Source organism: Luteimonas sp. A649, assembly GCF_054072735.1.
The window spans coordinates 168,893-188,468 of sequence record NZ_JBSVRQ010000002.1; the positions used below are offsets into that span (position 1 = coordinate 168,893).

Here is a 19,576-nt window from a genome sequence, read left to right on the forward strand (position 1 = left end):
CTCGTCGAAGCGGTTTCCCCGGACTTGGGAGATGAACCAGAAAAAAGCCCGGCACGCTGGGTGCCGGGCGGTGCGGGATGCTTTCCGAAAGAATGCGGCGCCCGAAGGCGCCGCGGGCGTGCCTCAGAACGAATACTTGATATGCGTGTGCAGGCGGCTCAGGTCGCCCTCGCGATCGTCCTCGAGGAAGCGCTGGCCGAAGATCAGTTCGGCGCCGATGTCGAGCTTCGGGAACGGCGAGTAGATCAGGTTGGCGTGGAACGAATGCGCCATCTCGGTGACGCCGAAGCCGGTGAGCGCCTTGTCGTTGTCGAACTCGGCGCGCGAGTACATCAGGTTGCTGCGCAACTTGGGCGTGAACGCATGGCGCCAGGCGACGAAGGCGCCGTAGCCGTCGAGTGCGTGGATGTTGCCGCTGGCGTCGGCGATCACGTCGCTGCCCAGGCCGAAGGCCAGGTAGCGGCCGATGCCGGAGCCGGCGTTGACGGCGTAGCGGATGTCGTCGTTGGCGCCGATGTTGAAGCGGCCCGAGACGCTGACCGCGCCGCCGCTGTCGTCCTGGTTCGCGTACTTGTACTGGCGCAGCATGCCGGCCACCGAGAAGTGGCCCCAGTCGCCCTTGGTGATCCAGCGAGCGGTCACGTCGGGGAGGCTGTTGTCGCCCGTGCGGAACTGGGCACCGCCCAGGTAGGGCGTGACGGTGGTCTCAGGGTTCTCGATCGAGAACGACCACGGCCCCTTGCTGTAGCGCAGCTGCGCCTGGCGCACGAAGATCGTGCCGTCGGTGGGGCCGACGAAATCGACCGCTTCAGGCAGCGCGGCGACGTCCATGAAGTTCGACCAGGTCTGGCCGGCCATCCACTCGTTCCAGCTCACGTAGGCGTGGCGCACGGTCACGCCGTGGGTGTTGGTAGAGGCCTCGTTGCCCAGGTTCGCGCTGCCGCCGCCGAACATGTCGACCTCGATCAGCGCCTTGACCTTGTCGCCACCCTCGGTGACGTGGTCGGCGCCCAGCCAGAAGCGCGAGAACGCGGCGTGCGAGTCGAAGTACGCGTCGCCGCCGTCCGCACCGGGACCGCCCACGGGGATCGTGGAGGGCAGGTAGAACATGCGGCCGGCACCACCGTCGGCGATGCGGCCGTCGCTGGTGTCGGTGACCATGGTGTCGAACTTGATCATGCCGCCGTAGGAGAAGGTGGTGCCCGGGCTGGCTGCGGTCATGATCGGCGAGGACTGGATCCGCGGCTTGCCATCGTCGGCGGCGGGGGCGGCCGGCGCGGCGGCCTGGGCGGTGCGGACCTCGGTCACCTGTGCCTGCGTTTCGGCCACGGTGGCGCTGGTCTGGTCCTGCGCGGCCAGCAGCTGCTCCACCATGCGTTCGAGCTGGGCGACGCGGGCTTCCAGCTCACGCTCCTTGGCGGTCTGGGCCAGCGCCACGCCCGGCGCCAGCAGGGCGACCATCACGGCGGCCGCGAGCAGGCGCCGCGGGGCTTTCACGGCAGGCCGGGGCCTGGCCAGGCATGTCCCCTGGGGGGCGGTCGGTGCGGTCATGGTTTCCCTCCGGAATAGCGGCGCACGGTGTGGCCGCCCGGGCCGAGGTGGCTGTCCGGACGGTGCCCGCACGATGCTGCGTTGCATCGCCGGGCGATCCTATTCGCCATTGGTCGAATGCCGGCCCGCGGATAGACCAAGGTCTAAGCCCGGCTGCGTTGCAATGCGGCAAACTGGGGTCGACACGTTCCAGGAGGGTGAACCACCATGACCGATCTGTATCCCGTCCCCGAAGGCTTCGCCGCGCAGGCCAACGTCAAACCGGCCGACTACGAGCGCGACTACGCCGAGTCCATCCGCGACCCCGACGCTTTCTGGGGCCGCATCGCGCAGCGCCTGGACTGGATGAAGCCGCCGACCCGCATCCGCGACGTCAGCTTCGACCGCAAGGACTTCCGCATCCGCTGGTTCGACGACGGCGAGCTCAACGTCAGCGTCAATTGCCTCGATCGCCATCTCGCCACGCGAGGCGACAAGACCGCGCTGATCTTCGAACCCGACTCGCCCGATGGCGAGGCCCTCCGCGTCAGCTACCGCGAGCTGCATGCCCGCGTCTGTCGCCTGGCCAATGCGTTGCGCAACCTCGGCATCGCCAAGGGCGACCGCGTCACCATCTACCTGCCGATGATCGTCGAGGCCGCGGTGGCGATGCTGGCCTGCGCGCGCATCGGCGCGGTGCACAACGTGGTGTTCGGCGGCTTCTCCGCCAACTCGATCGCCGACCGCGTGGGCGACTGCAAGGCCAAGCTGATCATCACCGCCGACGAAGGCCTGCGCGGCACCAAGAAGGTCCCGCTGAAGGCCAACGTCGATGCCGCGCTCAAGCTTCCGGGCACCACCACCGTCGAGACCGTGCTGGTGGTGCGCCACACCGGCGGCGCGGTTGACATGCAGATGCCGCGCGATCGCTGGTACGACGCCGTGGTCGACGAGCAGCCCGACACCTGCGAGCCCGAGCGCATGAACGCGGAAGACCCGCTGTTCATCCTCTACACCTCGGGCTCGACCGGCAAGCCGAAGGGCGTGCTGCATACCACCGGCGGCTACCTGGTGTTCGCGTCCTTCACCCACGAGTGCGTGTTCGACATCAAGGACGATGACGTCTACTGGTGCACCGCCGACGTCGGCTGGGTGACAGGCCACAGCTACATCGTCTACGGCCCGCTGGCCAACGGCGCCACGTCGCTGATGTTCGAGGGCGTGCCGAGCTATCCCGACGCCTCGCGTTTCTGGCAGGTGGTCGACAAGCACCAGGTCACCATCTTCTACACCGCGCCCACCGCCATCCGCGCGCTGATGCGCGAGGGCGAGGAGCCGGTGAAGCGCACCTCGCGCAAGTCGCTGCGCCTGCTTGGCAGCGTCGGCGAGCCGATCAATCCCGAGGCCTGGCGCTGGTACCACGATGTCGTGGGCGACAGCCGCTGCCCGATCGTCGACACCTGGTGGCAGACCGAGAACGGCGGCATCCTGATCTCGCCGCTGCCCGGCGCCTGGCCGACCAAGCCCGGCTCGGCCACGCGGCCGTTCTACGGCGTGCAGCCCGCGATCGTGGACCCGGCAGGTAATTTCCTCGAGGGCGAGGCCGAGGGCAACCTCGTCATCCTCGACTCCTGGCCGGGCCAGATGCGCACCGTCTACGGCGATCACGAGCGCTTCTTCGACACCTATTTCGCCGCGTATCCCGGCACCTACTTCACCGGCGACGGCTGCCGCCGCGACGCCGACGGCTACTACTGGATCACCGGCCGCGTCGACGACGTGATCAACGTCTCCGGCCACCGCATCGGCACCGCCGAAGTCGAGAGCGCGCTGGTGCTGCACCCGAAGGTGGCCGAGGCCGCGGTGGTGGGCTTCCCGCACGACGTCAAGGGCCAGGGCATCTACGCCTACGTGACCCTGGTGGCGGGCGAGGTGGAAAGCGACGAACTGCTGAAGGAGCTGGTTGCGCACGTCCGCAAGGAGATCGGCCCGATCGCATCGCCCGACTTCCTGCAGTGGGCGCCGGCGCTGCCGAAGACGCGCTCGGGCAAGATCATGCGGCGTATCCTGCGCAAGATCGCCGAGAACGCGCCCGACCAGCTCGGCGACACCAGCACCCTGGCCGACCCGTCCGTGGTCGACGCACTGCTGGGCAACCGACGAGGTGCATAGACGCACGTGGCCACCCTGCTGATCGCCGACGACCACCCCCTGTTCCGCGAAGCGCTGCGGGGGGCGGTTGCGCGCGTGCTGCCGGGCGCCACGCTGCACGAGGCCGACAACGTCGACAAGCTCTATGCGCTGGTCGAGGCCGAGCCCGACGCCGACCTGCTGCTGCTTGACCTCAACATGCCGGGGGCGCATGGCTTCAGCGCGCTCGTGCATCTGCGCGCGCAGCATCCGGAGCTGCCGGTGGTCGTGGTGTCCGCGCGCGAGGAGCCCGCAGTGATGCGCCGCGCGCTCGACCACGGCGCGATGGGCTTCATCCCCAAGTCCGTGGACTCCGCCACCCTGGGCCTGGCGTTGACCCAGGTGCTGGAAGGCGACCGCTGGGCCCCGGCCGCCGCGCATGCCGCTCCGGCCGCCGGTGCCGACGAACACGATGCCGCCCAGCGCGTGGCCGATCTCACGCCGCAGCAGTTCCGCGTGCTGCAGATGCTGGGCGAAGGCCTGCTCAACAAGCAGATCGCCTGGGAACTCGGCGTGTCCGAGGCCACGATCAAGGCGCACATGACGGCGATCCTGCGGAAGCTCGGCGCGAACAACCGCACCCAGGCGGTGCTGATCGCCGGCAAGCTGGCGCTGGAGCCGGGCGCGGTAGCGCCCCAGCCCGACGAAGCCGACTGACCGTTCCTGCGTGCGTCCCGCACCAACCATGCAATCCGCGCGCCCCCAACCCCGTGTGGGAGCAGCTACAGCTGCGATCGATCTCGCGGGCTGCTGGTCGCAGCTTTAGCTGCTCCTACAGGGCTCTCGTCAGTTGGTCGGTCCGGTGGTCAGGGCGTATGTCCGGCCACATGCGCACTCCGCTGCGCCGCCAGGAACGCCCGCAGTGACGCCGGCTTGATCGGCTTGGTCAGCACGCGATAACCCCGCGCGCGCGCATCGCGCTTCACCTGGTCGCTGCCGTCGGCGGTCACCAGCGCGCCGGGCACGCGGGGGCCATGCTCGCGCAGCGCGTCGAGTGTATCCAGGCCATCCATGCGGTCATGCAGGTGGTAGTCCACCAGCAGCACGTCTGGCGTCTCGGCCATCTTCTGCAGCGCTTCGTCGACCGTGGTCGCGCGCAGCACCTCGATCTTCCAGCGCCCCAGCAGCAGCACCATGCCCGCGAGGATGTCGACGTCGTTGTCCACGCAGAGCACGCGCATGCCGTCGAGCGAGTCGGGCAGGCTGATCGCCTGCACCGGCGCGGGCGGCAGTTCGGCCAGCGCCGAGCGCGGTGTGCGGATCGCGAACATGCTGCCGCGGCCGGGCTGCGAGCGCACGTTCAGCGGATGTGAGAGCACGCTGGAGATGCGCTGGCAGATCGACAGGCCCAGGCCCAGGCCCTGCGCATCCCAGCTGCCCGGCTGGTCGATGCGGAAGAACTCGTCGAAGATCTGCCGCAGGTGGTAGTCGGGGATGCCCGGGCCGGTGTCCCAGACCTGCAGTTCGACGGCGCCGCCGCGCGGGCGGGCCGCGAGCACGATGCGGCCCTCGCGGGTATAGCGTAGTGCGTTGGCCAGGAAGTTCTGCAGCACGCGGCGCAGCAGGCGGCGGTCGCTGCGCACGGGCAGGTGTCGCGCGTGCACGCGCAGGTCGATGCCGCGGGCTGCGGCCAACGGCGCGTACTGGGCGGCAAGCTCGGCCAGCAGTTCGGCGGCGTCGAAGTCGGAGAGCTGCGGCTCCAGCGCGCCGGTGTCCAGGCGCGAGACGTCGAGCAGGCCCTCGAGCAGTTCCTCGGCGGCGCGCAGCGACGTGTCCACGCGTTCGGCGAGGTGGCGTTGCTCGGCGGCCGTGTCGCTCTCGCGCAGCGCGGAGGCGAACAGGCGCGCGGCGTTGAGCGGCTGCAGCACGTCATGGCTGACCGCAGCGAGGAAGCGGGTGCGCGAGGCCTGCGCAGCCTCGGCCTCGCGGGTGCGGGTGGCGACGCGCTGCTCCAGTGTTTCGTTGACCTCGCGCAGCTCGCGTTCGACGCGCTTGTATTCGGTGACGTCGCTGTAGCTGGTGACGTAGCCGCCGCCGGGCAGCGGCTGGCCGCGCATCTCCACCACTTGGCCGGTGCTGCGCACGCGTTCGAACACGTGGGGCGAACCGGCTCGCATGTACTCGATGCGCTTCTCGACCTCGGTGTCGATGTCGGGACTGCCGCCGCCGAGCTCGCCGCGCAGGGCGTTGTAGCGGATCAGGTCGGCCACGGGACGGCCGACGTAGAGCATGCCTTCGGGGTAGCCGTACATTTCGGCATAGCGCAGGTTCCAGGACACCAGGCGCATGTCGCGGTCGACCACGCTCACGCCCTGGTCGAGGTTGTCGAGCGTGGCCGAGAGGATCGCGCGGTCGAACCTGAGGTCCTGGCCGGCCTCGTCCAGCACCGCCACCACCTCGGCCACGTCCATGCCGGAGCCCTTCAGCGCGCTGGTCATCACCAGGCGCGCCGAGGCGGCACCGATGGCGGCCGCCAGCAGGCGCTCGGTGAACTGCGCCCAGGCGCGGTCGGTGGGGGTGGCCGGATCGAATTCGCGCTCGCTGCCGGCGGCGTGGTCGGCGAAGGCGCGGCGCGCGGTCGACTCGCCGACGATGCGGCCGGCCAGTGTCATCAGGTCGCCCAGCTGTACCGAGGAGTGCGGCACGCCGGTGCCCGGAAGCAGCTGCGCTGAGGAATAGGGATCGAGGAAGGGCGCCGTGCGCAGGCGCTCCTCGAAGCTCGGGCGCCAGCGCGCCGAGACCATGAACAGCGCGCCGATGTTCGCGAGCAGCGACCAGAACGTGCCATGGGTCAGCGGGTCCCAGCCGGCCAGTCCGAACAACTGGTAGGGGCGGAGCCATTCGATGCCGAAGGGCCCCTGCAGCAGCCACGCGCCGTCGAACCAGCCCGCCTCGGTCAGCGTCGGCAGCAGCAGGGTGTAGATCCACATCCCGAAGCCCAGCAGCAATCCGGCCTCGACGCCCTGCCGGCTGGCGCCGCGCCAGTACAGTCCGCCGATCAGCGCCGGCGCGAACTGCGCCACCGCCGCGAACGACATCAGGCCGTAGGACGCGAGCGTGGTGTCGCTGCCGCTGACCCGGTAGTAGCCGTAGGCCATCGCCGCGAAGCAGACGATGGCGACGCGGCGGATCCACAGCACGGTGGAGGCGACGTTGCCGCCGCGGCGCTGCGCCCAGCCGCGCGCCAGCAGCGGCGGCATCACCAGGTCGTTGGAGACCATGGTCGCCAACGCCACGCTGGACACGATCACCATGCCGGTGGCGGCCGAGAAGCCGCCGACGTAGGCGAACAGCGCCAGCAGGTCGCGGCCCTCGGCCAGCGGCAGGCTCAGCACCAGGGTGTCGGCGGAGGCGCCGGCGCTTCCGCCGTGCATCGCCAGGCCGGCCGCCGCGATCGGCAGCACCGCCAGCGACACCAGCACCAGGTAGCCGCCGAACATCCAGCGTGCGCGGCGGATGTCGGACACGTCCATGCATTCCACCACCGCCACGTGGAACTGCCGCGGCAGGCAGATGATGGCGGCGAAGGCGAGCAGGGTCTGGCCGATGAAGCCCGTCGGCGCCGACTGCGACAGCAGGGCGGTCGTGGCCTCGGCCAGCGGCAGGTCGCTGCCCTTGAACCAGAACACGGCGAACACGCCGACGAATACCAGCGCCACCAGCTTGACCATCGACTCCAGCGCGATCGCCAGCATCATGCCGGGGCGGTGCTCGGTGGCATCGACCTGGCGGGTGCCGTAGAGGATCGCGAACAGCGCCATCAGCACCGCGACATAGAGTGCCGGGTCGCCGATGCTGTCCAGCAGTTCGTCGCCGCCGCCGAGCACGTTGAGGCTCAGCGCCACCGCCTTGTATTGCAGCGCGAGGTAGGGCACCGCCGCGATCAGCGCGATCAGCGTGACCAGGGCCGCCAGCCGCTGCGCACGGCCGTAGCGGGCGGCGATGAAGTCGGCGATCGAGACCGTGCTCTGGCTCTGCGCGACCAGCGCCAGGCGCTCGAGGATGCGCCAGCCGAACAGCAGCATCAGCAGCGGGCCGAGGTAGATCGCGAAATAGCCGATGCCGTTGCGGGTCGCGGTACCGACCGCGCCGTAGAACGTCCACGACGAGCAATACACCGCAAGCGACAGGCTGTAGACCAGCGGCCGAAGCCAGGTGCCGCCGGCGCGCATGTGCACCGGATGGCGGTCGCCCCACCAGGCGACCGCGAACAACAGCGCCGCGTATCCCAGTGAGACCAGCAGCAGGATCCAGCCCGGCAGCATCCGCGTTCCCCTCCTTCCCGTAGGAGCGGCTATAGCCGCGATCGGCGTTCGCGACTGTCAATCGCGGCTATAGCCGCTCCCACAAGTCACCGGGGGAGGATAGCGCGTGCCATCGCGGCCATGGCCGTTCCCAAAAACGAAAAAGCCCACCTTGCGGCGGGCTTCTCGCGGAACACTCGGAGGCAGGCCTTACTTGATCTTGCCTTCCTTGTAGATCACGTGCTTCCGGACGACGGGATCGTACTTCTTGATCTCCATCTTGCCGGGCGTGTTCTTCTTGTTCTTGTCGGTGGTGTAGAAGTGGCCGGTGTTGGCCGAGGAGATCAGTCGGATCTTGTCGCGCTTGCTAGCCATGGTGTTCTCCTCAGACCTTTTCGCCGCGGGCGCGGAGTTCGGCCAGAACGACGTCGATGCCGTTCTTGTCGATGGTGCGCATGGCATGGGCGGACACGCGCAGCTTCACCCAGCGGTTTTCGCTGGCGACCCAGAACCGGCGCTCGTGCAGGTTGGGAAGGAAACGGCGGCGGGTCTTGTTGTTGGCGTGTGAGACGTTGTTACCCGTCTGCACGCCCTTGCCGCTGACCTGGCAAACTCGGGACATAACGCACCTCGATGGTGATTGGTGTACCCCATGGCCTGGGGGACGGCGGCCCCGGCAAGCCCTTTCGGGGCATGCCATGCGAAGCGGGTCAAGGTCGCTGCCGGGCGGGGCGCCGGATCGCACTCCGGGCCGCCGGGGCCACCTCAAGGGTGACCGGACGCAGCGAGCCGAGCATTGTGCGTGGTTTTTCGCCTCCAGGCAAGCTCAGCGCTGGCGGCGCAGCCTCACCAGCACCCCGTCCAGCGAATCCAGGTCGCTGTAGTGGATCACCAGCTTGCCCTTGTTCCCGCGGCCGTGGGCGATGCTGACCCTGGTCGCCAGCACTTCCGAGAGTTCGTTCTCCAGCGCCACGATGTCCGCATGCGGCCTGGCCGCGCCGCTGCCGGCCTTCTTTTTCGCGGTGCTGGGCACGCGGCCCGCGGCAAACTGCTGGGCGCGGTGCTCCACCTCGCGCACCGACCAGCCATGCTCCGCGGCATCAGACGCCAGCTTGCTCGCCAGCTCCGGCGACAGGGTCAGCAGGGCGCGGGCGTGGCCCATTTCCAGGCGGCGGGCCTCCACCAGTGCGCGGATCGCCGGCGGCAGCTCCAGCAGGCGCAGCAGGTTGGATACCGCCGCGCGCGAGCGGCCGACGGCTTCCGCGGCCGCGGCGTGGGTCAGGTCGAATTCGTCGATCAGGCGCTGCAGGGCCTGCGCTTCTTCCAGCGGGTTCAGGTCCTCGCGCTGGATGTTCTCGATCAGCGCCATGGCTACGACCGTGCGGTCGTCGACCTCGCGCACCACCACCGGGATCTCGGCCAGGCCGGCTTCGCGCGAAGCGCGCCAGCGGCGTTCGCCGGCGATGATCTCGAAGGTGCGGTCGGGCAGCTGGCGGACCACGATCGGCTGGATCACGCCCTGGGCGCGGATCGATTCCGCAAGCTCGGTGAGCTTGGCCGGGTCCATGTGCCGCCGCGGCTGGTACTTGCCGGGCGCCAGCGCGTCCACGGGCAGCGTGCGCAGCGCGTCGCCCGGACGCGCTTCCAGCGCCGGGGCTTCTTCGGCGGCCTTGGGGCCGAGCAGTGCTTCGAGTCCGCGGCCTAAACCGCGCTTCTTGGGGGCGGCCTTCGCGGGGGCCGCCTTCTTGCCAGCGGTCATGCCGCCTTCTCCTTCTGTTCGCGCTCGCGCTGGCGGCGGATCACCTCCCCGGCCAGGCCGAGGTAGGCGATGGCGCCGCGCGAGGCGCGGTCGTAGCCGACGATGCTCTGGCCGTGGCTGGGTGCTTCGGCCAGGCGCACGTTGCGCGGCACGATGGTGCGGAAGACCTTGTCGCCGAAGTGCGTGACGAGTTCGGCGGACACCGCGTTGGTGAGGTTGTTGCGCACGTCGTACATGGTGCGCAGCACGCCTTCGATTTCGAGGCCCGGGTTCAGCCGCGCCTTCAGCGCCTCGATGGTCTGCAGCAGCGAGCTCAGGCCCTCCAGCGCGTAGTACTCGCACTGCATCGGCACCAGCACGCTGTCGGCGGCGGTGAGTGCGTTGAGCGTGAGCAGCGACAGCGCCGGCGGGCAGTCGATGATGATGTAGTCGTATTTCGGGCGCAGCGGATCGAGCGCGCGCTTGAGGCGCTGCTCGCGGCCCTCTTCGTCCATCAGCTCGATCTCGGCGGCGGTGAGGTCGGTGTTCCCGGGCAGCAGGTCGAAGCCTTCGGGCGTGCGCACCACGGCATCGGCGGCGGCGACTTCTTCCAGCAGCACGTCGCAGGTGGACGCCGCGAGCTCGCGCTTGTCGATGCCGCTGCCCATGGTGGCGTTGCCCTGCGCGTCGAGGTCGACCAGCAGCACGCGCTTGGGTGTCTGCGACAGCGCGGAGGCAAGATTCACCGCCGTCGTCGTCTTTCCGACGCCGCCTTTCTGGTTGGCGATGGCGATGATGCGGGCCATGGGCTCGGCTGCCTCGATGCAGGGAATGCGGCGGAAGGACCCGGCCCGGAACCCCGGCCGGGTCGATGATTATGCCCCGGCTGGCGCCGCTCGGCCCACCACCACCAGATGGCGCTCGGCGTCAAGCCCCGGGACGGCCAGCGGATGCACCGCCTCGACCTGCCAGCCGGCGGGCAGCGCCGCGATTTCGGCATCCGGGCGCGCGCCCTTCATCGCCAGCAGACGGCCGCCCGGCGCGAGCAGGTGCCCGCCGACGGCCAGGATGTCGGCCAGCGTGGCCATGGCGCGGGCGGTGATCGCCTCGAAGGCGCAGGGCATGTCCACCGCCTCGGCCCGCGATTCGGCCACGCGCGCGTTGGCGAGCCCGAGCGTGCGCACCACCTCGCGCAGGAAGCGCGCCTTCTTGCCGTTCGACTCGACCAGCGTGACCTGCAGCTCCGGGAGCGCGATCGCCAGGGGAATGCCAGGCAGGCCGGCGCCGGCGCCGAGGTCGGCCAGCGATGCGATGCCGCGCGCATGCACTTGCATCGACAGCGAGTCGAGCAGGTGCAGGGTGACCATTTCGCCCGGATCGCGGATGGCGGTCAGGTTGTAGGTGCGGTTCCAGCGCGCCAGCAGTTCCAGGTAGCGGCGCAGCGGGCTGGCCAGCGCCGGATCCAGGCCAAGCGCGGCGAGGCCGGCATCGAGCGCGGCGTGGGGATCGGTATGCATGGGCGCCATTGTAGGCGGCGCCGGCTCAGGTCCAGCGGGCGCGCCAGGCCACGGTGGCCATGTAGTCGGGCGCGGGGCGGAAGGTGCGCAGCGTCCAGTCGGCCGGGGTGCCGAGCAGTGGATCGCAGGCGTCGAGCCGCCAGTCGTCGCCTTCGGGCGCAAAGACCAGCCGGTGCAGGCCGAAGGACAGGCCCTGGCCGTGTGCTTTCAGCACTGCCTCTTTCGCGCACCACAGGCGGACGAAGGCGGCCTCGCGCCGGGCGTCGGGCATGGCCGCGAGCGCCGCGGCCTCTTCGGGGGCGAAAAAGCGGTCGGCCAGCACCCCGGCCTTGGGCCGCGGCCGCCGGACCTCGAGGTCGATGCCCACGCGCAGCCCGTGTGCCAGCGCCATCAGCAGCCCTTCGCCGCTGTGGCTCCAGCTCGCGTCCCAGTCGGCATGCGGCGCGCCCAGCAGCGGGCGGCCGTGCTCCGTGCGGTGGATCGCCAGGGTGTCGGCGGCGGTGTCGAGTTCGCTCGCCAGCCACTCGCGCGCCAGCGGCTCGGCCGGCTGGCCGTGCAGGTAGGGCCGCCAGGCGCAGCGGACGGGGCCGAGCTGGAGTTGGCCGGCGGCAAGCGGCATCAGGGCGGTGATCCTTTCGACACGGGGGCGGCCAGCGTAAAGTACCGCCCCTGCCGGTGGGGATCCGGCCGCAGTCACGGGGAACGCACGCGCGTCCGGGAGAATCGAACGCATGTCGGCAGTCATCAGCATCCACGGGCGGCAGGACGCCGCCAGCCACCAGGCGTCACCACTGGCGGTCGGCGCGCCGGAGCGCCCCCTGGCATTCGGCGCGCACGGCAGCGTGGCGCTGTCGGATTTCCTGGCCGACGTGCGCGGCGTGGCTGCGCTGCTGCCCGACCGCCCCTATGCGGTGAATCTCTGCGAAGACCGCTACCGCTTCCTGGTCGCCTTCGCCGCGGCCGCCGTGCGGGGCCAGGTGACGCTGCTGCCGCCGTCGCGCACGCGCGCGGCGATCGATGACGTCCGCGCCCACCACCCCGACAGCTACTGCCTGGGCGATGCCGATGCCTGTGGCTGCGAGGACATCGCGCCGCTGCCGCACTACCTGCGCCTGCCCGACGTCCTGCCGCGCGCCGACGGCGACATGCCCTGCGTGGCCCGGGACGCCATCGTCGCCATCGGCTACACCTCGGGCAGCACCGGCACGCCCAAGGCCAACACCAAGACCTGGGGCAGCTTCGCCACCAGCACCGCGCAGAACATGGCTGCGCTGGTCGGCATGCTGCCCGCCGACGGCGCCGCGCACGTGGTCGCCACGGTGCCCCCGCAGCACATGTACGGGATGGAGATGTCGGTGCTGCTGCCGCTGGTCGGCGGCGTGGCCGTGCACGAGGCGCGCCCGTTCTTCCCGGTCGACATCGCCGCCGCACTGGCCGCCGCGCCGCAGCCGCCGCTGCTGGTGACCACGCCGGTGCACCTGCGCGCGCTGGTCGAATCCGGCGTGGCGCTGCCGTCGCTGGCCGGCATCGTCACCTCCACCGCGCCGCTGCCACCGGAGCTTGCCGGCGCCGCGGAAGCCGCCTTCGGCTGCGAAGTGCGCGAACTGTTCGGTTCGACCGAGACCTGCATCCTCGCGCGCCGCCGCACCGCCAGCGAAGAGGCCTGGACGCTGCTGCCCGGCGTCGACCTGCACCCGCAGCCTGATGGCACGCTGGTGCATGCCGCGCACCTGGGGGCGCCGGTGGCGCTGGCCGACATCGTCGAGCTGCTGCCCGGCGACCGCTTCCGCCTCTGCGGCCGCCAGTCCGACCTGCTGGAGATCGCGGGCAAGCGCGCCTCGCTGTCCGACCTCACCCACCGCCTGCTGGCGATTCCGGGCGTGCGCGACGCCGCCCTGGTGCAGCTCGAACCCGATGCCAGCGGCATACGCCGGCTGGCCGCCGTGGTCGTGGCGCCGGGCCTGGACGAAGCGACAGTCCGCGACGCGCTGCGAGGCGCGGTGGATCCGGTGTTCCTGCCGCGCCCGCTGCGCCTGGTGCCGGCGCTGCCGCGCAACGAGACCGGAAAGCTGCCGCGCCAGCGGCTGCTGGAGTTGCTGTCGGGGGCGTGACTGCCTTCCCGTTTTGCCTACGCTGCCATCACAAAGCCCCCCCCAGACTGGCGTTGCGCCGTTCCGGCGAAGTCAAGGCACTGGAGGAGCAATGAACTTCATCATCTACCTGATCGTCGGCGGCATCGCGGGCTGGCTGGCCAGCATGATCATGCGCACCGATGGCCAGCAGGGCATCCTGCTGAACATCATCGTCGGCATCATCGGCGGATTCCTCGGAGGCTGGCTGCTGCCGGCCATCGGCCTCGGTCTGGGGGGCGGCTGGCTCGGCTTCCTGATCACGGCATTGATCGGCGCCATCGTGCTGCTGGCGATCGTGAATCTGTTCCGGCGCGGCAGCGTCCGCTGAGCCGACGCAACGCAATCACGCGACAAGGCGTGACACGAAGGCCCGGGATTCCCGGGCCTTCTTTGTTGGGGGCCAGTGCGGCGGGCCTCAGCCGGCCAGCTGCACCCAGGCCGGCGCGTGGTCGCTGGGCCGCTCCCAGGTCCGCGGTTCGCGGTCGATGCCCGAGGCCGCGGCCACCGGGCGCAGCGCATCCGACACCAGCGTCAGGTCGATGCGCAGCCCGAGGTCGCGACGGAAGGCGGCCTGGCGGTAATCCCACCAGCTGAAGACCCCCGCCTCGTCGCTGTGCAGCCGGAAGGCGTCGTGCAGCCCGAGGTCGAGCAGGGCCTGCAGCGCCGCGCGTTCGGCAGTGGAGGTCAGGATGTGGCCCTCGTTCCACACCGCCGGGTCGTGCACGTCGCGGTCGTCGGGCGCGATGTTGAAGTCGCCCATGACCACCATGCGCGGATGGCGCTGCAGTTCGCCGGCCAGCCAGTCGTGCACGGCCGCCAGCCAGCGCAGTTTGTAAGCGTACTTGTCGGTGCCGACGTCCTGGCCGTTGACGACGTACAGATTGACGATGCGCACGCCGTCCACGGTCGCGGCGATCACCCGCTGCTGCTCGTCCTCGAAGCCGGGGATGCCGTACTGCACCTCGTCGATGGCGCGTTCGCGCGCGAGGATGGCGACGCCGTTATAGGTCTTCTGGCCGCAGAAGACGCTTCGGTAGCCCAGCGCGGCCAGGGCGTCGTCGGGGAAGCGCGGGTCCTCGAGCTTGGTTTCCTGCAGGCCGACGACGTCCGGCGCGAAGGCCTGCAGCCACTGCTGCAGGTGCGGCAGGCGCACGTTGAGGGAGTTCACGTTCCAGCTGGCGATTTTCATTCGATGGGTCCGGTTTCGCGCATCCGCGCGCAGTGCGTAAAAGGTCAGCCGGTCGCAGCGCGGCCGCCGTGGTGTCGTCGCTTATGGCGGCGACTATAGCCGGGCTAGAATCCCGCCATGGCCAACATCCGTCCTTTCCGCGGCACGCTGCCGACCCTCGGCGCGCGCGCGTACGTCGACCCCGCCGCGACCGTCATCGGCGACGTCGTGATCGGCGACGACAGTTCGATCTGGCCGGGCACGGTGGTGCGCGGCGACGTCAACTTCGTGCGCATCGGCGCGCGCTGCAACCTGCAGGACGGCACGATCGTCCACGTCAGCCATGCCGGCCCGCACTCGCGCATGGACGGCTACCCGACGCTGATCGGCGATGACGTCACCATCGGCCACGGTGCCATCGTGCATGCCTGCACGATCGGCAACGGCGTGTTGATCGGCATGGGCGCCACGGTGATGGACGGCGTGGTCGTGGAAGACCACGGCTATGTCGGCGCCGGCGCACTGGTACCGCCCGGCAAGGTGGTGCGCAGCCGCGAGCTGTGGCTGGGCAACCCGGCCAAGCCCGTGCGCGTGATCGATGACGCGGGGGTCGAAGGCCTGCTGTACAGCGCCGCGCACTACGTGCGGCTGAAGGACGAGTATCTCGCCGCTGGATGACCGGCTTGCCCTGCATCGCCGGGTTGTGGGAGCGGCTATAGCCACGATTGAAGCAGCACGATCGCGGCTATAGCCGCTCCCACAACCGGCGAAAGCCCGGGATCAGTCAGCCGTGATCAGGTGCGAGTGTTCGGCGCGCAGGTCGCCATAGATGGTGTCGGTCTCGGGCACGACGCCGTGCCAGCGCGCGAATGCCAGCGCCGCCTGCTCCACCAGCATGCCCAGGCCGTCGACGACCGCGTACGCGCCGCTGGCGCGCCCCCAGGCGAGGAAGGGCACGGCCGCTTCGCCGTAGTTGAGGTCGACCGCGGCCATGCGGCGGCCGACCAGCGAGCGCGGCAGCGTCGGCAGTCCGTCGCCGCGCGCGGCGGACGTGGCGTTGACCACCAGCTCGAATTCGCCCAGTGAGCCGATGTCGGCCAAGTGGCGCGGATGCACGCGCCCGGGCTGGCCGATCTGGTCGGCGAGGGCGTCGGCGTGCGCGGATGTCCGGTTGACGATGTAGAGGTCGCCGATGCCGGCGTCGAGCAGGGACGGCGCCACGCCGCGTGCAGCGCCACCGGCGCCGATCAGCAGGGTGCGGCGTGCGCGCAGGTCGAGCGCGTGGCGGCCGGTGAGGTCGCGCACCAGGCCTTCGCCGTCGGTATTGTCCCCGTGCCACTGGTCGCCGTTGCGCACCAGGGTGTTCACCGCGCCGGCGCGGCGTGCGCGCTCGGTGACGTCGGCGCACAACGCCAGGGCTTCCTGCTTCAGCGGCAGGGTCACGCTGGCGCCAACGCCCCCGCGGGCGGAGAACTCCGCCAGGCGCTGGCGGAAGCTGCCGATGTCGGCGTCGATGGCGGTGTAGTCGATGGCGATGCCGGCCTCGCGGCCGAAGGCGGCGTGGATGCGCGGCGACAGCGAATGCCCGACCGGATGTCCGAACACGGCGTAGTGCTTCATGACTGCCTCCCCGAAGCATGGCGGCACGCGGCGCACCGCCCCTGTCGGGCCAGTCTACGCCTGTGGGTTCGGCAACGACCCGTGATCGTGGGAGCGGCTATAGCCGCGATCGCGGCTATAGCCGCTCCCACAATGGTTGGCGGGGCAGCTGGCCCGGCTGGCTGTCCGTCGATCAGCCCTCGCGCAGCCAGCGCGCGGCGTCGAGCGCGAAGTAGGTCAGCACGCCGTCCGCACCCGCGCGCTTGAAGCCGAGCAGCGCCTCGAGCACGCAGGCGCGCTCGTCCAGCCAGCCGTTGGCGGCGGCGGCCTTGAGCATCGCGTACTCGCCGCTGACCTGGTAGGCGTAGGTGGGCACGCCGAAGGTCTCCTTCACCCGGCGCACGACATCGAGATAGGGCATGCCGGGCTTCACCATCACCATGTCGGCGCCTTCGTCGAGGTCCGCGGCGACTTCGCGCAGGGCCTCGTCGGTATTGCCGGGGTCCATCTGGTAGGTGCGCTTGTCGGCCTTGCCCAGTGCCGAGGCCGAACCCACGGCGTCGCGGAACGGGCCGTAGAAGGCAGAGGCGTACTTGGCCGCGTAGGCGAGGATGCGGACATGGACGTGGCCGTCTTCCTCCAGCGCCATGCGGATGGCACCGATGCGGCCGTCCATCATGTCGCTGGGCGCGACCACGTCGGCCCCGGCGCGCGCGTGCGACAGCGCCTGCTTAACCAGGGCTTCCACGGTGACGTCGTTCTGCACGTAGCCGGCGTCGTCGACGATGCCGTCCTGGCCGTGGCTGGTGTAGGGATCCAGCGCGACGTCGGTGATCACGCCCAGTTCGGGGAAGCGCGACTTCAGCGCGCGCACCGCGCGCTGGCACAGGCCGTCGTCGTCCCAGGCCGCGGCGGCGTCGAGCGACTTCGCTTCGGGTGCGGTCACGGGGAACAATGCCAGGGCCGGCACGCCGAGTTCCGAAGCCTGTTCGGCTTCGCGCAGGAGTTCGTCGATCGACATGCGCTCGATGCCCGGCATCGAAGGCACCGCGGCGCGGCCCTCGGGCTCGTGCACGAACACGGGATAGATGAGGTCGTCGACGGTGAGCGTGTGCTCGCGCATCAGCCGGCGCGAGAAGTCGTCGCGGCGCATGCGCCGGAAGCGGGTGTCTGGATAGGTCATGGCGCCATTCTACGAAAGAAAAAGGCCGGCACCCCGAAGGGCGCCGGCCTGTGTTTCAACGCAATGGCGTGATCAGCGCCTGGTGCAGAGCGTCACGGCGCTGGCCTTGGACTTCGGCACGAAGCCGAGGTCGCGCAGCGTGTTCACGAACGGCGCGATGCAGCTGCGGTAGGCCGCGGTGCCGCCACCATGCACGTCGCGGCACAGCGCGTCGGCCGCCTGCAGGTTGGCGCCGCCGACCAGGCCTGGCATCTCCAGTGCCGGGATACCGGTGTTGCAGGTACCGCCGTTGGTGGTGGCGTTGCCCGCGTTCAGCACCCAGCCCAGGTCCTCGTACAGGGCCGGGGTCAGGTCCAGGCGGAGGTTGCCGTCAAGGTCCTGGTTGATCGAAGGCTCCATCAGGGCGTTGGGCGAGTGGCTGACGTCGAAGTGCGAGAACGACGAGCCCTGGGCCAGCGGGGTCGGTGCATACAGCAGCGCGCGGCCGCTGCTGTCGGTGCCGGCATAGGCGCCCGCGATCTGCTGCAGTGCCACGTCGGTGCCCGGGATGCCGCCCTTCAGCGCATTGCCGTCGGCCAGCGAGACGCTGATGGTGGGCACGGTGGCGACCACCGTGGCGTCCTCGGCCATCTGGATCACGCCGGCGACGTTGTTGGCCACGACCACGGCGATCGCGCCCGCGTCCTCGGCGAACCTGGCCTTGATCTCGAAGGCGCAGGTGCCGCGGTCGACGACGGCGACCTTGCCGGCGTAGGCATTCGCGGGCGAGGCCACGCAGCCCTGCGTCGGCGTGGCGCTGCCGTCATTCACCAGCACCAGGGCGCCGCTGAAGTTGGCCGGCGTGGCCGGTGCGCCGAACTCGGCGGTGCCGAACTCGAAGGTGCCGGTGACGGAACCGCTCGCCGACAGCGCGATCTTCGGGGCAAGCGCGACCGGGACCTGGTCGCTGACGCTGGGGCCGGTCCAGGCCAGCGCGCCACCCGTTGCCGCCGCCACACGCTGGGCATCGGTCATGTCGATCCAGGCCAGGCCCGAGTTGTTGTCGAACACGAAGCTCGAGTAGATGTCCGGGTAGCCGTTGAAGGGAGCACCGCTGGCGAGGTTGTAGAAGCCCTGGAAGTTCAGGCCGTGTCCGATCTCGTGCATCACCACGTCGATGAAGTTGATCATCCCCGCCGGGGTGTTGCCGTCCAGGCCGTAGTACCAGCCGGAGCCTTCCAGGCAGCCCGTGCTGCCGAGGTTGGCGTTGAAGTTGCTGTTGATGTCGTCGCCAGCCGGGTTCAGGTCGGTGCCGGCGATCGAGTCGGCGAGCGCGGCGCCGTAGAAGGTGTCAAGCACGCCGGCGTTGGCGAAGTTGCCGTGGACGGTCAGGGCACCCGCCGAGCCGAGCACGCCGCTGGTGGCGCTGCAGCTCAGGGCGGTGAACTGGGCGCGTACGCGGATGTCGACGTCGCTCTCCAGCACGGCGCCCCAGAGATCGGCGGCGAACTGGTAGGCGATCTGGCGCTGCTCGCCAACGGTGGTACCCGGGTTGAGGCCGATCGGAGTGGCCGGCGTCGGGTCGTTGAGGCCCACGTTCGGGGCGTTCATGTTGACCAGGACGACGTTGGCGGCATCGGCGCTGCCGATGGCGAAGGTGGACGCGGCCGCGAGGGCGCAGGCGAGGAGGGTCTTATTCACGGACGGCCTCCACGGTGGTCAGGGGTGCGGCATGGCCGTCGGCATCGCCGTGGCCGATGACGATCGAGCCGTCCTCGAGTCGGGTGGCGGTGGCGAAGGACATCATGTCGTCCGAAGTCGCCATCGAGAAGGAGCCGTCGCGGTGGCGGCGGAAGGTGCGCTCGGCTTCCGCGCGGGTACGCGGACCCGGCTTGGCGATGGACATGGGATCGGCAGTGCGCATGCGCGCGCTGACGTTGGTGCGCAGCTGGGCCTGTTCAGCCGCTGTCGGCGCGCGCAGGCGGCCGGTGGCGGGATCGATGGCGACGGTGACGCCGGCATGGGAGGTGGTGGTGGTCTCGCCAGCGACCGGCTCGGTCGCGTGCGCGGCGAAGCCGGCGGACAGGCCGGCCAGCAACAGCAGTGTGGTGCGTTTCATCAGGTCGTTCCTCGGAATCGAGGCACTCGGAAAGTTCATGGCCGTAGCCACCGTCCCCCACGGTGCCTCACATGGTCAATGCAAAGGATGTTGCCGGCAGGCCGCGTCACCTTGGCCCGCCCCCGAATATGCAACGAGTCACGCTTTTGCTCAATCGTGCGCCGCAACAGAACGGCC

At 70.1% G+C, this 19,576-nt stretch carries 18 protein-coding genes; 5 read left to right on the forward strand and 13 right to left on the reverse strand.

The genetic code is table 11. The annotated features are described in order from the left end of the window. Positions 1-123: 123 nt before the first annotated feature. Entirely contained in the window at positions 124-1,551 is a 1,428-nt protein-coding gene (locus ACW5E8_RS10275) for a DcaP family trimeric outer membrane transporter (RefSeq protein WP_456965437.1), read from the reverse strand. Positions 1,552-1,758: 207 nt separating this feature from the next. Between ACW5E8_RS10275 and acs the strand changes: the two genes are divergently transcribed. Continuing rightward, positions 1,759-3,702 carry an acetate--CoA ligase gene (gene acs, locus ACW5E8_RS10280; RefSeq protein ID WP_456965438.1) on the forward strand — a complete coding sequence of 648 codons (1,944 nt, stop codon included), beginning with the start codon at positions 1,759-1,761 and terminating at the stop codon, positions 3,700-3,702. A gap of 6 nt (positions 3,703-3,708) precedes the next feature. Next, positions 3,709-4,377 carry a response regulator gene (locus ACW5E8_RS10285; protein ID WP_456965439.1) on the forward strand — a complete coding sequence of 223 codons (669 nt, stop codon included), beginning with the start codon at positions 3,709-3,711 and terminating at the stop codon, positions 4,375-4,377. Positions 4,378-4,526: 149 nt separating this feature from the next. Here the strand turns inward: ACW5E8_RS10285 and ACW5E8_RS10290 are convergent, their stop codons facing one another. The 7 genes from ACW5E8_RS10290 to ACW5E8_RS10320 form a co-directional block, all read right to left on the reverse strand. Then, complete coding sequence (locus tag ACW5E8_RS10290) at positions 4,527-7,985, reverse strand: PAS domain-containing hybrid sensor histidine kinase/response regulator (protein WP_456965440.1); 3,459 nt, start codon at positions 7,983-7,985, stop codon at positions 4,527-4,529. A 189-nt stretch (positions 7,986-8,174) separates the two neighbouring features. Beyond that, a complete protein-coding gene (gene rpmG / locus ACW5E8_RS10295; protein WP_027070918.1) occupies positions 8,175-8,339 on the reverse strand; it encodes a 50S ribosomal protein L33 in 165 nt (54 codons plus the stop codon). A 10-nt stretch (positions 8,340-8,349) separates the two neighbouring features. Next, positions 8,350-8,586, reverse strand: coding sequence for a 50S ribosomal protein L28 (gene rpmB, locus ACW5E8_RS10300; RefSeq protein ID WP_456965441.1), 237 nt, complete (start codon positions 8,584-8,586; stop codon positions 8,350-8,352). Between the two features lie 204 nt (positions 8,587-8,790). Further along, positions 8,791-9,723, reverse strand: coding sequence for a ParB/RepB/Spo0J family partition protein (locus ACW5E8_RS10305; RefSeq protein ID WP_456965442.1), 933 nt, complete (start codon positions 9,721-9,723; stop codon positions 8,791-8,793). Beyond that, a complete protein-coding gene (locus ACW5E8_RS10310) occupies positions 9,720-10,508 on the reverse strand; it encodes a ParA family protein (RefSeq protein WP_456965443.1) in 789 nt (262 codons plus the stop codon). The genes ACW5E8_RS10305 and ACW5E8_RS10310 overlap by 4 nt, the downstream gene beginning before the upstream one ends. A gap of 69 nt (positions 10,509-10,577) precedes the next feature. Further along, complete coding sequence (gene rsmG / locus ACW5E8_RS10315) at positions 10,578-11,228, reverse strand: 16S rRNA (guanine(527)-N(7))-methyltransferase RsmG (RefSeq protein ID WP_456965444.1); 651 nt, start codon at positions 11,226-11,228, stop codon at positions 10,578-10,580. Between the two features lie 16 nt (positions 11,229-11,244). Beyond that, positions 11,245-11,838, reverse strand: coding sequence for a 4'-phosphopantetheinyl transferase family protein (locus ACW5E8_RS10320; RefSeq protein WP_456965445.1), 594 nt, complete (start codon positions 11,836-11,838; stop codon positions 11,245-11,247). A 112-nt stretch (positions 11,839-11,950) separates the two neighbouring features. Between ACW5E8_RS10320 and ACW5E8_RS10325 the strand changes: the two genes are divergently transcribed. Then, the gene (locus tag ACW5E8_RS10325) at positions 11,951-13,330 is read left to right on the forward strand and encodes an AMP-binding protein (RefSeq protein ID WP_456965446.1); all 1,380 of its coding nucleotides are present in this window, start codon (positions 11,951-11,953) and stop codon (positions 13,328-13,330) included. A gap of 91 nt (positions 13,331-13,421) precedes the next feature. After that, the gene (locus ACW5E8_RS10330) at positions 13,422-13,679 is read left to right on the forward strand and encodes a GlsB/YeaQ/YmgE family stress response membrane protein (protein WP_456965447.1); all 258 of its coding nucleotides are present in this window, start codon (positions 13,422-13,424) and stop codon (positions 13,677-13,679) included. An 87-nt stretch (positions 13,680-13,766) separates the two neighbouring features. On the opposite strand, the gene xth is transcribed toward ACW5E8_RS10330, so the two are convergent. After that, positions 13,767-14,540: an exodeoxyribonuclease III gene (xth, locus tag ACW5E8_RS10335; protein WP_456965448.1), complete on the reverse strand. Its 774-nt coding sequence runs from the start codon at positions 14,538-14,540 to the stop codon at positions 13,767-13,769. 117 nt (positions 14,541-14,657) lie between these two features. On the opposite strand from xth, the gene ACW5E8_RS10340 reads away from it, so the two are divergent. Beyond that, positions 14,658-15,197 carry a gamma carbonic anhydrase family protein gene (locus ACW5E8_RS10340; RefSeq protein ID WP_456965449.1) on the forward strand — a complete coding sequence of 180 codons (540 nt, stop codon included), beginning with the start codon at positions 14,658-14,660 and terminating at the stop codon, positions 15,195-15,197. A 102-nt stretch (positions 15,198-15,299) separates the two neighbouring features. On the opposite strand, the gene aroE is transcribed toward ACW5E8_RS10340, so the two are convergent. The 4 genes from aroE to ACW5E8_RS10360 form a co-directional block, all read right to left on the reverse strand. After that, positions 15,300-16,139 (reverse strand): shikimate dehydrogenase, encoded by an 840-nt coding sequence (aroE, locus tag ACW5E8_RS10345; RefSeq protein WP_456965450.1) that lies wholly within the window; start codon positions 16,137-16,139, stop codon positions 15,300-15,302. A gap of 172 nt (positions 16,140-16,311) precedes the next feature. Next, positions 16,312-17,301 carry a porphobilinogen synthase gene (gene hemB, locus ACW5E8_RS10350; RefSeq protein ID WP_456965451.1) on the reverse strand — a complete coding sequence of 330 codons (990 nt, stop codon included), beginning with the start codon at positions 17,299-17,301 and terminating at the stop codon, positions 16,312-16,314. A 72-nt stretch (positions 17,302-17,373) separates the two neighbouring features. Then, positions 17,374-18,981: a PA domain-containing protein gene (locus ACW5E8_RS10355; RefSeq protein WP_456965452.1), complete on the reverse strand. Its 1,608-nt coding sequence runs from the start codon at positions 18,979-18,981 to the stop codon at positions 17,374-17,376. Then, positions 18,974-19,399: a post-PEP-CTERM-1 domain-containing protein gene (locus tag ACW5E8_RS10360; protein ID WP_456965453.1), complete on the reverse strand. Its 426-nt coding sequence runs from the start codon at positions 19,397-19,399 to the stop codon at positions 18,974-18,976. The genes ACW5E8_RS10355 and ACW5E8_RS10360 overlap by 8 nt, the downstream gene beginning before the upstream one ends. Between the last annotated feature and the right edge of the window lie 177 nt (positions 19,400-19,576).

Bases quoted from the DNA above. Each gene is read 5' to 3' on its own strand.
- aroE (WP_456965450.1), bottom strand. From the start codon at position 16,139: ATGAAGCACTACGCCGTGTTCGGACATCCGGTCGGGCATTCGCTGTCG.
- rpmG (WP_027070918.1), bottom strand. From the start codon at position 8,339: ATGGCTAGCAAGCGCGACAAGATCCGACTGATCTCCTCGGCCAACACC.
- ACW5E8_RS10290 (WP_456965440.1), bottom strand. From the start codon at position 7,985: ATGCTGCCGGGCTGGATCCTGCTGCTGGTCTCACTGGGATACGCGGCG.
- ACW5E8_RS10325 (WP_456965446.1), top strand. From the start codon at position 11,951: ATGTCGGCAGTCATCAGCATCCACGGGCGGCAGGACGCCGCCAGCCAC.
- hemB (WP_456965451.1), bottom strand. From the start codon at position 17,301: ATGACCTATCCAGACACCCGCTTCCGGCGCATGCGCCGCGACGACTTC.
- ACW5E8_RS10305 (WP_456965442.1), bottom strand. From the start codon at position 9,723: ATGACCGCTGGCAAGAAGGCGGCCCCCGCGAAGGCCGCCCCCAAGAAG.
- xth (WP_456965448.1), bottom strand. From the start codon at position 14,540: ATGAAAATCGCCAGCTGGAACGTGAACTCCCTCAACGTGCGCCTGCCG.
- ACW5E8_RS10360 (WP_456965453.1), bottom strand. From the start codon at position 19,399: ATGAAACGCACCACACTGCTGTTGCTGGCCGGCCTGTCCGCCGGCTTC.
- acs (WP_456965438.1), top strand. From the start codon at position 1,759: ATGACCGATCTGTATCCCGTCCCCGAAGGCTTCGCCGCGCAGGCCAAC.
- rpmB (WP_456965441.1), bottom strand. From the start codon at position 8,586: ATGTCCCGAGTTTGCCAGGTCAGCGGCAAGGGCGTGCAGACGGGTAAC.
- ACW5E8_RS10310 (WP_456965443.1), bottom strand. From the start codon at position 10,508: ATGGCCCGCATCATCGCCATCGCCAACCAGAAAGGCGGCGTCGGAAAG.
- ACW5E8_RS10320 (WP_456965445.1), bottom strand. From the start codon at position 11,838: ATGCCGCTTGCCGCCGGCCAACTCCAGCTCGGCCCCGTCCGCTGCGCC.
- ACW5E8_RS10330 (WP_456965447.1), top strand. From the start codon at position 13,422: ATGAACTTCATCATCTACCTGATCGTCGGCGGCATCGCGGGCTGGCTG.
- ACW5E8_RS10340 (WP_456965449.1), top strand. From the start codon at position 14,658: ATGGCCAACATCCGTCCTTTCCGCGGCACGCTGCCGACCCTCGGCGCG.
- rsmG (WP_456965444.1), bottom strand. From the start codon at position 11,228: ATGGCGCCCATGCATACCGATCCCCACGCCGCGCTCGATGCCGGCCTC.
- ACW5E8_RS10275 (WP_456965437.1), bottom strand. From the start codon at position 1,551: ATGACCGCACCGACCGCCCCCCAGGGGACATGCCTGGCCAGGCCCCGG.